The sequence below is a fragment of the Ectothiorhodospiraceae bacterium BW-2 genome, from assembly GCA_008375315.1.
Taxonomy (GTDB): Bacteria; Pseudomonadota; Gammaproteobacteria; order Thiohalomonadales; family Thiohalomonadaceae; genus BW-2.
The window spans coordinates 457946-473413 of record CP032507.1; the positions used below are offsets into that span (position 1 = coordinate 457946).

The window sequence follows — 15468 nt, forward strand, 5'->3', positions numbered from 1 at the left end:
CGGTTCAATTCAGGCCAAAAGTCGCAGTCGGCGCAGCGAGTAATGCCAACTCCGATAGTGCTGCGCTGCGCGGATTATACGCTGAGACTGTCTGAATTGCATTCAGCCGCAAGGGATCGGAGTGGTAGTGACACTCAATAATGGAGGTCACACGCTGCAGCAGCTCTGGCGAGTCGATATCGAGTAAAAAGCCGTTAACGCCATCGAAAATATACTCCGAAGCAGCCCCAGCTGAAGTGATTAATACAATCACCCCACACGCCATCGCCTCCACCGCTGTGCGGCCAAAGGCCTGGTAGTCGGAGAGATCGAGAAAAAAGTGGCTCTGCTGCAGAAGGCGAGCGACCTGCTGGCGCGTCAGCTCACCGTGGTTATGGTAACGAAAATCGCTTACTAACCGATAGTCTGATAATCGCTCTTCAGCCGTTCCAAAAATATCGATAGTAATATCGTTACCAAAAATATCGGCTAACGCTTTTAATAGCGTCATGGTTCTTGCCGCTCCCCGCCGTGGAGTTTCGGGTCGCACCATCGCAGCTACCCGAATAGGCACCTCCCGTTTTAACCAAAATGGAGCGTTAGGATCAGGAGAGTAGATTTGGTGATCAAGGCTAGGGGTAACCTGATGCACGGTAACATCGTGCTGTTTTGAGACCCGATTCGCTAGCCAGCCGGTTTTAGCAAAACAGAGCGTATCGGGCAGCAGTCGATAGGAGTCATACGCCTGCTGCCACGCAGTGGAACCAGGCTCAAAAAAATCGGGTTCATAATCTTGTATATAGTAGGCCGGTTGTAACTGCGGATAGCGCTCCACCATCGATTTTACCAACGCCATTGAGCTATATAGGGTAGCGATTAGGGTATCAACTCCCTCAACAACCCGCTCCAGATAGCTCTCATCAAAATTGACCAACATCTGCTCAATATCATCAATCACGCTATAGTGAGCTAAAAAAAAGTGGCGGTTATGGGGACGAATCGCAATCTGCGCCTCAACCCCTAACTGCCGCATTGCCGCACACTCCTGCACAATCGAGTGAATCCCCCCAGCGATACCGGCAATTGGTAACAGAAACAGAATACGCTGTTGCCGTGCTGATAGGGGTAACTCTGTATTAACAGCGGCGGGCGAGTAATATTTAATAAACAGATTCGGGTCGGTCACATCACAGCGACGCTCTGCTAGCGCCAGATTAAAGCCGAACCGAGTGGCTAACTGCGGAGAGTGCTGCAACAGCTGGCGATAGAGCACTAGCGCTAGCGGGTAGTTGCGCTGCTGAAAAGCGCGATTAGCCTGTTTAAGTTTTTCAATTAAAAGGGGAATCGTTCAACCTCTCACGGCTTGCCAAGCGTGTTCAACAAGGGTATCAAGATCACGATAGCGTGGCTGCCATCCCAATTCCACTTCGGCTTTTTGACTATCGGCCACTAAAACGGCCGGATCCCCCGCTCGACGAGCTACAACTTCAGCCGGAATATCGTGCCCGGTGATACGGCGACAGCTATCGATCACCTGCTGTACCGAATAGCCCTCGCCATTACCTAAATTAAACTGAAGACTCTGCCCCTCCTGCCATAACTTCTCTAGTGCTAAAATATGGGCTCGGCAGAGATCACTGACATGAATGTAGTCACGAATACAGCTACCATCTGCGGTCTCATAGTCGTTACCATACATAGCTATCGCCGGCCGCTGCCCAAGTGCGACCTGCAGCGTTAGCGGAATGAGGTGGGTCTCCGGATCGTGCCGTTCACGCAGGCCACTCCCCGGCTCGGCACCGGCGGCGTTAAAGTAGCGCAGCGCTACCGATTTCAGGCCAAACGCGTGATCATAGTCTTGTAGTAGCAGCTCAACCATCCACTTAGTGCGACCATAGGGGTTAATCGGCTGCTGCGGGTGGTTCTCATCAAGCGGGATCTGCTGCGGTTGACCAAAAATAGCTGCAGTGGAGGAGAAGATCAGCGCCTTAACCTGGTGTCGCACCAGCGCATTTAGCAGGTTAATCGTGTTAGCCAAATTATTATGGTAGTAGAGATCAGGCCGCGTTACCGACTCACCGACCTGAATCGAAGAGGCAAAGTGCATTACTCCGTCAATCGTATAGTTTTGCAACAGTCGATCCAGTGCGGCACTATCACCAATATCGCCTTCAATAAACTCGCCACCCACGACTGCATCACGATAGCCGGCCGAGAGATTATCAAAGGTAACCACACGATACCCCTGCTGTAGCAGTAGATAGACCATATGGGAGCCGATATAGCCAGCGCCTCCAACGACTAACACGGTTCGTTGTGAGGGCTGACTTTGCGGCGACGCTATCGCTTCGGTAACCAAGGGATTAGGTGTTTTAGGCTCCGCTTCAGCGCTCTGATCAGCCACCGCGCTGTGCTCTTGCTCAACGGTTTGCCGCTCCTCATCGGTCAGAGCTGTGCGGCAGTGCTCGATAAGCTGATCAAATAGCGTTTGATTCGCTTCATAACCGGCTAGCTGCGGCAGCTCCAGTGCCATACGATAGGCGCGTTGATAGAGTTTTTGATTAAACAGAATGCGGATCTGGTTATCTCGTAGCCAGATGCTCTGCAGCCCCTGAGCTTCAGCCTGTTGTAGGATTTTCATCGCACTAAAAAAGCGCTGCTGCTCACGATAGGCTATCGCCAACTCCAAATAGAGCAGCAGATTATAACGCTGCGACTCTAATAGTGGGGTCAGATGATCAACCACGGCAGACCAGTTGAGCCGCTCTTTATCGAGGGCTATCTGCTGTCGCCACTCGGTCGTTTCAGCAGCGTAGAGCCGTTCGAGCTGCTGATTAAAGAACTCTTTATCGGCCACCGGAGCTAATTGAAGCGCCTGAACCCAGTGCGCTAGCGCCTGCTGCTGCTGTTGTAGTTCAACTTTAGCCCGGGCACGGTTATCTTCAATCCAGCAGCTCGTGCCAAACCTAAGTTCGGCTTCATCCAGCCACTGTAGTGATGTCTCAATTTCCCTCTGATTACGCAAGGCGATGGCGAGTTTAAGTAGATCATCCAAGGCGGCACTTGGGTGTTGAGCCTGTTGCTGAAGCAGAGTGAGTTCATCCTCTGCACTCTCGTTGTGTTGCATAACTACTCCTGTGGCTGATATGGCATGTTGGAATCGATAAAAAAGTGTTCGTTAACCTGCTCTAACGATAGAGCGGAGAGTCGATTAATCGCTTTAATATGGCGCTGAAAAGTATCCGATTGCGGGTGAAACAGGCGCATAAAGTGATACTCACGCGAGTCGAGAATCGTAGGTGAGGTGGTATCAACTTTAGTATGTGCTCCTTGAGTAAAGATATTTTGCCCACGAACAGAGAGAATACCCCGTTTATTCAAAAAATTGATATAAGCAAGACCGATGGCAATTTTGGGGTAGTAGTACGATTTAAACGCGCTGAAGTGAGGGTTTGGCTCGGTACTGACAATAGCGGCGACACCTTTACCTAATGAGATTGAGTAGCCAATATTAAGGCGGCGAACATATTTAGAGAGCTGAGAACAGTAGTTTCGTGAAAGCGCATCGTCATCATCTAATCTGACTGTTACAACAAAATCACCTTTAGTAGCATGTTGTTTGGTATAGCGGTTAATAATATTGGCTAAATTAACAGAGTTTTGCGCCATCTCTATGATATCAAGCTGGTGATGCTGCTCAGCAAGTTGATAAAGATTGCTTTTAAACGGTTCGGGAAGCGCTTTTGAGGTAATAACTAAGTGTTTAACCGTTATATTATCTATCCCCTCAAGGTTTTGCTGAATTACTGAGGGAAGCGTAACCGTTTGAAACAGATGTTGGTGGAGTTGGAGACGCTGCGGTAAAAAGAGCTTTTGGCGGTAGCGGGGGTAGTTCTGCCGGCCAATTGCCCAGCCTGTGGCAAGTTGTTTGGAGAGGATGGAGTAGCGGGTTATGAAGGTGAGGAGCATTAAGAAATTATTAATTAACCAATAACATCAATCAACACAAGTTTTGAAAAAAATGACAAATTTTTTCTATATGAATTTTTCTAACAAACAATGTATCAGAGATGTGGTGATCTTGGCCTGTTGGAATATATTTTTCATCAATCAGCCCGTTATACTTTAAAATAGAATCATTAATATCAAAGTAACCAAAACCATTAAGGACACACTGTTTTTTCAAATAGACATTAAAATCCAAATGCATCTTTGTTCTCTTTTTTCCATTAGGAAATTTATTTAACATGGCTGTAAAGATATTTTTTGCATCATCATCAGAATTTACATTTTCCGTAATTATCTTTTTAGTGTACCCAATTGATTTTTTTTTATCATAAACCAAAACTGGAACATTAATACCTTTAATTAACACTCTATCATATACTAGATTTAGTGATTTCAAAAAATCCATATAAACACCAACAATATCACTTACATACATATCAAAATCAATAAATTCTCTCTTTACAAAGATAGAATAGTAATAACCTAGTTCTATATCAACCTGACCAAAACAAAAAACGAAACCATCAAATTTTGCTTCCGCTAATTTTTTTTGAATTATTTTAGCTGTATTTAGTGTTGACTCTCTTTTACCAAATCCTTTAATCGTTGATGCGCGAATAACATTGTTATCAATAACAAAATTTTTAGGTAAATTGCCAATTAATGATTTAATTTGCGGAGTTATTGTCAAATATTTACTATGAGAGTCTCCAAAGGCTAATATACGCATAACACAAACCTAAATCTGATAACCAAAAACAGCCTTTTTCATCGTTTTACCATTTTTCAGTTCCCGCTCCAACTCTCCCTCTTTGAGGGAGTCTTAAAGGGGGAAAATCATAGATCGCAAACATGAAAAATTGATAAACAATCTGAACTAACCCATAGACCGATAAATATAAGCATCCTCTATAAATTGCCCCGGTACCACACTGCGGGAGAAGCGAATACCGCTAAGGCTAGCATCGGTATGAATAGCACGACTTAACGACTGCACCAGTCGGTTACCGCTGTCCCTCGCCTCAATATGGTGGGGATGGATTACGATCTCATCGCTAGCAGCACTCTTATTAGCATCCAGCACCCGCAAATAGAACTTTTTCGGGCCATCACGACCCACCAGTGGTGAGGCGATAATTAAACGCCACTCCCGGTTCTCGTCATTGTAGAGCCAAAAGGCGCTGGTAACTTCACAGCCGTCGCTATCAAGGCGTTCAACTAAGTGTCTACCTGCTTGTAGCATTTCGTTGCTGAGGTGATCTCTTACCAGTAGTTCTTCAGCCATTGTAATACTCCTGATTCTGGGTCGTTGATTGCTGAGATCATGTCTTCTGCCATCGATTGGCTGAGTTCACACTCATAGCGGGAGGTTTCTGACCAGTCTTTTGCGGTCAGCCAATTTGAGTAAAGAGTTTCATCACTCTTTTCTTGCTCAGATAGTTGTTGTTTGAGGCCAGCGGTATTAATCAATTTTTCTAGATCGTGCGTGTATGAGTTATTGGTTAGGTTTTTATCGGGGAAATCGTACTGTTGCACCTGTTTTGCGATACAGGATTTTAAGGCACATTCAATCGCATAACCGGCAAGGTAGTAGGCACCGTGATAGCAGTTAGCTGAAAGCAGCTTTTCTGCCTCTGTGAGACGGATATTAGATAAGAGCTGAAGGTCTTTTCTATTCATAAGTGATTTTCTAATATGAATTAAGCATATTTAAATAAAATCCAGTTATATTTTTACCACTCTAAATTGCCTGTGGCATTGTCTATTTTAGATGTTTTTATAATGGTTTTGTATTTGTAGAATTCATAACCAAATCGCTCCTCAACTATTATATGAATAGCAAATTAATAATCTAACTTACTATGACCAATCAATCTAAAGAATATCATATCCAAAATATTCCATCAAACCATAATCTAATCGAGAGTTAATATATTCAATTGACTGTTTATTTAAATCTTTTTTCCAAATCTCATCCAAGTAATATTTTCTATAAAAATCACCATCTTTATTTTTATCTTTCGTTGATTTATTAAAATTAACAAAATCGAATGTTTTTTTCTCTATACTTGACATGCCCGAAAAAATAGTATCGACAATCAATTTTGGGGAACGAAACATATCTTCAGTTATCAAATTAATAAAACGCATCCCACCTTTATTAATATATGAACGATTTTTAATATTCCATAAATCCACTGGTGAAACCAATGAACTACAATTGACATTTTCTCTAGATACAGTTTTCCACTCAGTGGTTAAAAATTCATAAAATGAACGCGGCTTATTTTTGTAGTATTGATGATATGGATTTCGATAAAGAGAGAGAAGCCAAGAGTACGGGTTTTTGGTAACAGTAACGAATAAAATTTCATTATCATTAACTATATCATAGCTTAATAAACATTCCCTATCTAATACTTTGGAGTGTTTCCATCCTAAATTTTTATTGAAATTTATATCAAAATACTCATCAATGACAGCCTCTTTTTTTAACCAGTTTTTATTTTTATATAACCTTGTTTTCCTCTTAGGAAGAGTCCCCTCCAATTGTTCAACATTCAAGTTTAATTCAATAATCTTTGTTAGATAGTTAGTGTTAGTATTCCTTTCACCATATAATTTTAAAAACGCCATAATAATCCTATTTTATTTGAGTGAGTTATTACCCCAAAACATATCTATAAATTTTTCATACAGCTCTTCTTTTTTTATATCAGATTGTCTATTTAGCTTAGATTGAAAATCACTAACACCGTATTTTTTTAAATATAAAACAGGATCTACAACAAGATCTTCATAAACAATCGAATCAAAATTTATTTTATATTTATAAAAAAAAGCTAATGAGACAGCTTCCCAATGTTGAATTTTATTCAATCTATTTTTTATTAACTTAAAATTAAACGCAATAGAATCATTATTCTTAGCATAATGCTCACTCCATTCACCACTAACAGAAGCGTGATAATAACTAACAGCCTGTTTAATCTTATCTCTTCGTGTTAGGTGAATAAATACCGTATCAACACTAGGAAAATATGGCCAATATTTCATAAATAGAGGCAAATGACTACCATGTAGGTTTATTCCTAAAACGCCAACAGACGATGTTCTGTGTTTAATCAAATTATTAACATAGTCTTCTTCAATCTTATTTTTATCATTACAATTCCAAACATTAAATAGAAAAGGCATATACTGAAATGGTTGGAAATATTCATGCGGCAAACAAATTCCGGAACGATAAAGTATATCTGACAACCATGTACTACCAGATCGTGGAGTGCTAACAATGATTACTATTTTCTCAAGCTTAACATTAGAATTATAATCAAATTCAGGCTGAACAAAATCATTATCAGGAATATTAAATTTCATAGTGGTATTATGTAGCAGAATAAAAATCAACTAAACTCTTATTAAATGCTGATACAAACTCGTCATCATTACTATAGACAAATTCACGACTCAAATCCATAGAATATTTTTTTGCAAATACTTTCTCAACAAGAAAATGTAGCCCATACCCTAGCCCATAACTCACACTTGATGTTAATTTATTTTTATAGTATTGCGGAGTATTTATAGGATCAACCAATGGAATAATACAATAGGCATCGATAAATTGGCGATGAAAATCAGTAAAGTTTAGGTTAAAATGTGTACTTAATCTACTATCAGTAGCATAATTCTCTAATTCTTTAGGAAGTTTACCTCGTCCAACCAATCTAATTTCATAATCATAATCATTCTCAAATAAACATTGTAATAATTTAAAATTTCTTCTTTTATCTGTCATATTTCCCTGAACAATATACACAGGCTTTTTCGCCATTTTCTTTTCTTTATTAAAAGGCAAATGACTTGCATAAAACCATCTATCAATCCCACATAACGGAGTTAAAAACCATACATTTGATAATGAGATTAATTCTGGAGTTACCTCATGTGCAACAAATGCAGATTTAAAACCACGAAAATTAGAAATATGCCTTATATCCCTATTATAAATAGTACATTCAACATAAAATTCACAATACATTAGCTCAAAAGAGGAAAATCTAATATTCGGATATCTACTTTTAAAGTATTGAACTACTTTATCTCTTTTGACTGGAATATTCAGATAGATACATTTAAATTCATAATGCTTCTTACCAAAAATAGCAAATAAATTTTCTATAATTGACTCAATTACCTCGTAATGGAAATCTTTTGAATTATTAATAAAAATAGATGGCAAATTTTCATTCCCCTTTATATTGCTATTCACCCAGTTAATTGCCTCTTTATCATCAGGCTTATATTGCAGATATTTTCGCCACCACAACTCAGCACTCTTTTCATCCCCAGCCTTATCATAAGCCCTAGCAAAAAGATTTTCATGCCAATGACAACCACCAATATCTCCTTTATTAGGAATTAGTTTTTTCGCATCATCCCATCTCTGTTGTTTTAGATATAAACGCATGAGTTCTTTTTTAAAAACAGGATGGCCAAAAGAATCATTTTTTTCCGTATAACTATTCAATCCATTAAGTAAAATTTTTTCTGCAATATTATATTTTCTTTGATCAGCAAAAAATAGAGCAACCTCAATCTGAGGTGGCAGATCTAAACAAAAATTAATAAATTGTAAATTTAGCTGTTCATACTGCGCATCAAGTAAAGAAAATTTTTGACAGGCCGATTGGTCATAAATAATGTTTTTATTCATCATACGGAAATATTTTTCTGTATGCCGTTTTTTACCGGTAGTATTAGCTAGACCTCTGCCTCTTTTTTGTCTATTACTATACTCCTCTGAACTTTTTACTGCATAATGATTGACTTGAGCCACATCAATAATAGCATCTCTATCTAGCCCTGTTTTTTCTCCATTTCTAAATGACTCTAAAACAGAATAGCCATGACTATATTTTTCACTAGGAACAATCCAAGCAATACGATTACAATCAGTATCTTTAAGAAATGGCCTATGCGCTCCGAATCCAGAGATATTATCATTTAACCTCCATAATGACTTCATCTCTTTATTTAACGGAAAAAGAGGATGAGAGCATCTCTTAAATCGACAAGTAACAGGCAATGGTTCAAAACTCTTTTTTTCTGATGAACCAAAAACTCTCCAATTAAACGAGATCACATCTGGACATTCATATTCATTAACTAAATCTTGAATAGAATTATGCTTCTTTAGCAGTAAAAACTCATCTAGATCCACACACAAAACATATTCATTAAAATACTCGTTTATCAAGGTTGAAAATATTTTAAACGCACCCACTCGTTGTGGCACATCATCTGATTTAATTTTATTATGAAAAATTGTAACTGTTTTTTGCGTTTCACTTAAAAAAGTCAGAATATTCTCACTTGCATCAGTACAATCATTATATATATATACAAAATCAGTAACACCTAAATTTTTATACCAAATATAATGTTCTAATATATATCTATCTTCATTTTTCAGAAAAGCGACTAAAACAACCTTCATAAAGAAATCACACTAACCCAAAATCAGACATTAATTGATAGTCTTCCGAATAGAACTCCAAAAGAATATTTTCAACATAATCAGGCACAAACTGACTATAATCATCAATTTTATCAAATTGAATCTTTTTTGGATCCAAATCAAAAAACTCACCTGAACATGCATTTTTTGTATAAACTTTCCCTAAACTTTTATTATTTATTTCACTTTGAGAAATATTATATTCCATGCCTTGCAACCATTCAAAAATTTGGCTTTGCAAAACCAGATGTTGTAGCTCTATTCCTATTAAAAAGTCAGCTTGAGGTCGCCAATGTTCATTTAACGCATAAGATGGTGTATTAATCACAGAAAGCAAGAACTCAGAAAAACTAATTCCCCTATCAAATCTTCTCTTTATGATTTTTTTATTGTAGAAGGAGTGAATGATATTTTCAATAAATGGTTCAAATGGTCTATCATAAATCACTGGTTTTGCAATCTTATCCAAATAACAACTGACAAACCTTTCAATTGGATCTCGAATAACCGAGACATTCAAACAATCAGAGGGTTGGTTTTTATCCTTATTATTCAAATACTCTTTTAAAGTATATCCCCATTTTTCCTGAACCGTCTCATGAAAACGCCAAGAAGGAATATCAACATCAACACCCTCACACTCATTTAATATAAATACATTTTTCAAATATGTACAAGCATTCTTAGGAATCCAATAATAATTCACTTTTGAATTAGGGAAATGGCAATAATAGGAAAACAGATTAACAGTATGCCCTGCTCTATCTAATCGCCCTTGCTCATAATATATATTCATTATTTTTTTCAATCCATCTTTTAACGATGAATCAATTATTGATTTATAACTCTTATTCAATACTCTTGATTTAGCAGAAAAAAAATAATCCAGTCTAGGAACTAAAACATTGAGACCAAACCCAAAAGAAGAAATATTAACTTTGCCTTCATCAAATATATGCCCCATAGATTCATAAACCGCATATATATCACTATTCATTTAAATAATACCAAAAATAAAAAATATTAACGCAACGGTTAGCAAAACTTCTTGTCAAAAGATCAAGAATAATTCGATTTAATAATCATAAATTATACCGATTTGACCACAAAAACAATCGAAGCAAAACTCTCCACCACTCGAAAACTAAATATCCATCGTTTCTTTAACACCATTGACGATGTGACGATAACACGCCACAATCTCCTCAACCTGCTCGGCCACATAACGCGGTTTCTTAGCTTGCGCCAACCCCTTATACCACAATGGGTTAGCATCAATCTGCTCAATCACTGCAACTAACGCCTCCACAGTCGGTTCAATCACATGACCACTCTTACCTTCAATCACATCCTCCCCAATACCACCCCGATTACTGGCAACCACCCAACAACCACACGCGGCCGCTTCACGAGTCACCAGACCAAAACTCTCTGGCCAGATAGAGGGAGCAAACAAAATATCCATCTGCTGATAAAATTCAACCATCCGTTGTTGCGACAATCGCCCCATAAAAGTAACAGGTGTTTCACCCCAATGGCGCTGATAGCGCTCTCCTTCCACTTTAGCGTGATCCACTACAATAAAGCGTAAGTTTTTCGGTCGAACCTGCTCTACCGCTAATTTTAGCAGATCGTACCCCTTATGGGCAGAGATTCCTCCGATATGGCCACAAATCACCGCAGACTCCTGCTGCGTCTGCTTAGGTCGCCAAGCCGTTTTAGCCGAAAGCCCATTGCGGGTAACGACTATGTTCTCAAAGCCATTTTTTTGGTATAGCCTAGCAAAAGCCGCTGACACTAATAGCAGTTTATCTGCAGATTGCAATAATTTACGCAGCATCGCCCTTCGCTGTAGCGAAGCATCTAAGCTAATCCCCTCAGGAAGCGGAATAATCTGATAAGGATCGGGATGGCCATCCGGATAGACCCTACCCTGCCCGTCAACCAAAAACTGATAATCGGATATCCACCAGGCATCATGCAAAGTAATAAAATAGGGGATTTTACGCTTATTAGCCGCCACAACGACAGAGGCTGTCAGGCGCTGCACACAATGAAAATGGACTAAATCGGGCTGCTCTAAAGCAAGTACCTGATTAAATAGCGTCTCTATCTCGCTATCTTCAGCATGCCAATCCATATTCTCTCGCCACTTTACCGTAGTGCGATAGACTCTAACCCCCTTATAGTTATAGGCTGACAGTTGATAAGGTTCAGTACAGTAGTTATCACTAGTAAAGGCGACTAGTTGAAATTTATCGCTGTATGACTCTAGTAATATATCAATATTATCAGCCACAACCCGAGTGGCTCCACCAATTGCCTGTGGTGGGAAAAAGACATTTACCACCATAATTTTGGGCTTAGATTTCTGATTATGTCTGCTGATCCAATCCACTAACTGTTGCTTCAGCTGCGATCCTAATATTGTAACAGCATACTCTTTCTCTACTCGGTTAAGCGCCTGAGAACCGATTTTTTGCCTATATTCTGGCTCGACAATTAGCCGTTCAAGCTGTCGATACCAATCATCCACTGTTGCTGCTAACACTCCATCTACCCCATCGATAACAATGTCACGATAATTTTCGGTATGACTAACAACTGATGGAATCGAAAAACAGGCCGCCTCAAACCATTTAAGCTCACTTTTACAATCATTAATTTTATCTTGATGAAGTACCGCAATATTAATATCGGCCTGCTGTAGTAGTTGCCAATAGCTCTGAACCTGTTTCACAAGCGGCAGCATAATAATTTGTTCGAAAAACTGCTGCGTAAACGATTGAGGCAAGGCTAAATAGCCGACAACAATAAGTCTAACATTCTGATACTTCTCTAATAATCGTATTAATGCCGGTAACACTAATTCAATAAAATCGCTATTATGAGCCATCGTGCCACTACCATAAAAAATATCGATAGTCTTTTTATGACCTTTATCTATACTCTTAATTTCGTTTAAATGGTCAAGACCATTACGATGAGTCAATGCCTGTTTAGACTGCACTAATGCAGCAAGATGGCGTTGTAAAGGTATAGTTGAGGCAATCCCGAGCTGGCAACACTGTATCGCGGCTCGATTCAACGCCATCCCCTGCTCTAAGCCGCGCCATGTCGTATAGTCAACATAACCACCATAGCTCTCTAATACAGGAGGATAGATAGGATCAAAAATAAGATCATCTACCTCATAAATAGCCAATTTACCAACGCTATTTAACTGTGCCATTGCTTTAATTAATATAGGCAGTGCAGGAGTGCGATAAAAAATAACAATATCATGCAGCAGTAGTTGATTAAATGCATCACTATCAAATTTTATCCAATCGATAACTGTTACCGCGATATCAACAGAGGATAACTGCTCTATTTTTTGATTAATACGATAGCGTACACACTGTGGCACATGGTGATCACCTATAATTAAAATACGGGTTAAATCAGTGATACAGAGGGGGGGTAATTTTTCAGAGACCCCAAAAGTTAACAGATATGTTTCATATAATTTTTTTACCCCTTCACTCAATCCACTCACCATTTTTGAGCGTTGTTCTGTTTCATGAAACCCTATAGATAATTGACTCCTTAGCTGTAACATATAGGCTTCAGCAACCTTATCTAGCTCTACCTTTAATTCACCATAATCTGGATAACATTTAATAAACTCAGAAAGGAGCTCGATAGCTTTAGTATAGTTTTGTAACTCAAATTGAGATTTGACCAAATTAAGCATTGGCCATATTTTAGTGTGATTAACGCTTAGAGACTGATGATAATACTCCTGCGCAGCATAGTAATCTCGTTTATCAAAACACAAATTACCTAACAACTCATAACAGTAACTATCTTTAGAAAAGTAGAGTGATAGCTGTAGGAGAGAAGCACAAACATGATCTTTTTCTTTTTCTACACTTTGACTAAACTCTAACTGATAAATAGCTAATTTTTTATAAATTTCTGCTGTGTCGCTCTTAGATGGCAATAGCTGTAGTGGTAAAGGCTTTTTTCCGGATAAAGTTTGACATATTTTTTCGATATCAATCTGTGGAAATTTATCAAGATTAAGAGCAATAACGGTATCACAATTTAACTCAATATCATTGATATCTTCAGTTTTAATACGCCCATTAAGCCACTCCATTAAATTTCCGAATCTTGCTATCTCTTTATGGCCTATTCTAATATAGTGCAATATTGCATCTAATGGAGTAGTGATATTAGACTGTGATAAATCAGTATGAATATAGAGATAGAATTCCGGCTCAAACTTCTCTAATTTTAGCTGTAACGATTTTGGCTGTGACTCAAATAGTACCTGAAGGCTTGGAATGCGTCCTTCAATCTTGCCACAGCGGTGCCAATGTCGCCTCAACTCCTCATCCGATAACTCAGCCAAATCTTCATAGTAGTTACGATAAAATATAATATCCGGTTCATTTACGGATGAGTCAGTAGTGTCTATGTTTAACTGCTGCAGCAGTTGAGTCACATTTTTTAATAGCAGATGAGATGATGCTACATGTTGCTGTAACAGACTGTAGATAGCTAGCCCTGAGTGAGGTAGAATCGCTTTTAGTGGAACAGTTAAAGTTTCAATCGTATAGTGGTAGCTTATTGGTGGAATTTGATAAATACAATTATCTTTAGTTATCAAAACCAATCGATTACCAGAAGACCATGATGGTATTAACAGAGAAAAACCTAACTGACCAAGCTGCTCCTCCTTGACAGATTTAGCTTGCGCCACATCTTCACGACTTAGCCGCTTAAGCTGTTCTTCAGGAACAGATATCAGCTCAAACTCAACAGATGTCGAATTAGAGCTACTATTCGGTTGTAAATATCCCCAACCTAAAATCTGCCGTTCTTTATCGAGTAACCAGCCACACCATAAACCGATGCTATCTATATGAATAGCTAAATCGATACATAACTCAATAGCGCTTAGCCGATTAATTGAGCTAATCTGTTTTAGCGTAACTATCGTTTGACTCATGGTTGCCACTCTCCCAAAACATGTCCCTCGCTGCTTTGAACCGTTAACGGCTCGGTTAAATATTTTTTTGGAACATGGTAACCAATACAGCCCCCTCTGACCGGATTAAATTGTGCTAACTGCGGCTGAAATTCCGTCGCATAACAGTAATAGAGTACGACTCCGTTACTATTTAACACCTCAATTTTTACCGGGTGATCACTATGACTATAGTAACACCATCCGCTAATCCCACGCGGTACATTTTTTAGGCCATCGCTTCGATAGAGATAGTATCCTGACTGCTCATATTCGCTATATTGCTGTTCAAAACGGGCTAACGCTTTAGCATATAGCCGCATATCTTGCCGATTTTGTTGTTTAATTAACTGCTCTGTTGCGGGTTCTACCTGATAGAGCTCCTCCGTTCGCTGTTGATTAAAATTTAATTTTAACTCTTCAATGGAGATATTCCATAGTTTGGCTAGTAGCTGTAGTGAAATAGTGAATTTTTCGGTTAGCCCAATAAAACCGATTAGATTAAGTGGATAGTTGTTAAAACTTCTATTTTGTAAATTACGAAATTGGGGCTGGCGACAAAACACTTCTAAACTCTGCTTATATCCGCCATGTCTCTTAAAGTGGTAGTAGTGTGAAATCACTTGCTGCACCGGATCGCGCACAAAGGTAGCGATATTTTTCGCTAAAATAAAATGGCTATATCGCTTTATTCCAAAATGCCCTGCGATTAATGATCGAGAAGAGCATTTACCTAAATATTCAAATAACCGATATGAGTCGGGAATCTCTCCATAGAGGAGATCGCTCACTAAAGCACTAGTCTCTGATGCTGTTTTACCATAATCATAGTAAACAGACTCTTTCCCTAACGCCTGTTCAAAAGCAATACGCAGACTAGTGCCTGCCGTTTTAGGTATATGAACAAAAAGACATATTGAGTTATTGATTGTATTCATAC

At 38.8% G+C, this 15468-nt stretch carries 12 protein-coding genes; all 12 read right to left on the reverse strand.

Features of this window, described 5'->3' with window-relative positions:
- Positions 1-4: 4 nt before the first annotated feature.
- The 12 genes from D5085_02075 to D5085_02130 all read right to left on the reverse strand — a co-directional run bounded on the left by D5085_02075 (position 5) and on the right by D5085_02130 (position 15466).
- On the reverse strand, positions 5-1252 hold the full coding sequence (locus D5085_02075; GenBank protein QEP42032.1) for a glycosyltransferase: 1248 nt from the start codon (positions 1250-1252) through the stop codon (positions 5-7).
- A 75-nt stretch (positions 1253-1327) separates the two neighbouring features.
- A complete protein-coding gene (galE, locus tag D5085_02080) occupies positions 1328-2512 on the reverse strand; it encodes a UDP-glucose 4-epimerase GalE (protein ID QEP45016.1) in 1185 nt (394 codons plus the stop codon).
- A 596-nt stretch (positions 2513-3108) separates the two neighbouring features.
- Entirely contained in the window at positions 3109-3948 is an 840-nt protein-coding gene (locus tag D5085_02085) for a hypothetical protein (protein ID QEP42033.1), read from the reverse strand.
- A gap of 31 nt (positions 3949-3979) precedes the next feature.
- Entirely contained in the window at positions 3980-4678 is a 699-nt protein-coding gene (locus D5085_02090) for a hypothetical protein (protein ID QEP42034.1), read from the reverse strand.
- A gap of 186 nt (positions 4679-4864) precedes the next feature.
- A complete protein-coding gene (locus D5085_02095; protein ID QEP42035.1) occupies positions 4865-5272 on the reverse strand; it encodes a hypothetical protein in 408 nt (135 codons plus the stop codon).
- Complete coding sequence (locus tag D5085_02100) at positions 5251-5667, reverse strand: HEPN domain-containing protein (GenBank protein QEP42036.1); 417 nt, start codon at positions 5665-5667, stop codon at positions 5251-5253. Before D5085_02100 ends, D5085_02095 begins: the two co-directional genes overlap by 22 nt.
- 195 nt (positions 5668-5862) lie before the next feature.
- Entirely contained in the window at positions 5863-6624 is a 762-nt protein-coding gene (locus D5085_02105; GenBank protein ID QEP42037.1) for a hypothetical protein, read from the reverse strand.
- 12 nt (positions 6625-6636) lie between these two features.
- Positions 6637-7398: a hypothetical protein gene (locus D5085_02110; GenBank protein ID QEP42038.1), complete on the reverse strand. Its 762-nt coding sequence runs from the start codon at positions 7396-7398 to the stop codon at positions 6637-6639.
- Positions 7376-9490, reverse strand: coding sequence for a hypothetical protein (locus D5085_02115; protein ID QEP42039.1), 2115 nt, complete (start codon positions 9488-9490; stop codon positions 7376-7378). Before D5085_02115 ends, D5085_02110 begins: the two co-directional genes overlap by 23 nt.
- A 7-nt stretch (positions 9491-9497) precedes the next feature.
- Positions 9498-10508: a hypothetical protein gene (locus D5085_02120; GenBank protein QEP42040.1), complete on the reverse strand. Its 1011-nt coding sequence runs from the start codon at positions 10506-10508 to the stop codon at positions 9498-9500.
- A gap of 147 nt (positions 10509-10655) precedes the next feature.
- The gene (locus tag D5085_02125; protein QEP42041.1) at positions 10656-14510 is read right to left on the reverse strand and encodes a glycosyltransferase; all 3855 of its coding nucleotides are present in this window, start codon (positions 14508-14510) and stop codon (positions 10656-10658) included.
- A complete protein-coding gene (locus tag D5085_02130; protein ID QEP42042.1) occupies positions 14507-15466 on the reverse strand; it encodes a hypothetical protein in 960 nt (319 codons plus the stop codon). The genes D5085_02125 and D5085_02130 overlap by 4 nt, the downstream gene beginning before the upstream one ends.
- Positions 15467-15468 lie beyond the last annotated feature (2 nt).

What these genes read in the sequence shown, in the direction of transcription:
- galE (QEP45016.1), bottom strand. Translation starts at nt 2,512, where the DNA reads ATGGCACTGGAGCTGCCGCAGCTAGCCGGTTATGAAGCGAATCAAACG.
- D5085_02085 (QEP42033.1), bottom strand. Translation starts at nt 3,948, where the DNA reads ATGCTCCTCACCTTCATAACCCGCTACTCCATCCTCTCCAAACAACTT.
- D5085_02095 (QEP42035.1), bottom strand. Translation starts at nt 5,272, where the DNA reads ATGGCTGAAGAACTACTGGTAAGAGATCACCTCAGCAACGAAATGCTA.
- D5085_02100 (QEP42036.1), bottom strand. Translation starts at nt 5,667, where the DNA reads ATGAATAGAAAAGACCTTCAGCTCTTATCTAATATCCGTCTCACAGAG.
- D5085_02105 (QEP42037.1), bottom strand. Translation starts at nt 6,624, where the DNA reads ATGGCGTTTTTAAAATTATATGGTGAAAGGAATACTAACACTAACTAT.
- D5085_02115 (QEP42039.1), bottom strand. Translation starts at nt 9,490, where the DNA reads ATGAAGGTTGTTTTAGTCGCTTTTCTGAAAAATGAAGATAGATATATA.
- D5085_02120 (QEP42040.1), bottom strand. Translation starts at nt 10,508, where the DNA reads ATGAATAGTGATATATATGCGGTTTATGAATCTATGGGGCATATATTT.
- D5085_02125 (QEP42041.1), bottom strand. Translation starts at nt 14,510, where the DNA reads ATGAGTCAAACGATAGTTACGCTAAAACAGATTAGCTCAATTAATCGG.
- D5085_02130 (QEP42042.1), bottom strand. Translation starts at nt 15,466, where the DNA reads ATGAATACAATCAATAACTCAATATGTCTTTTTGTTCATATACCTAAA.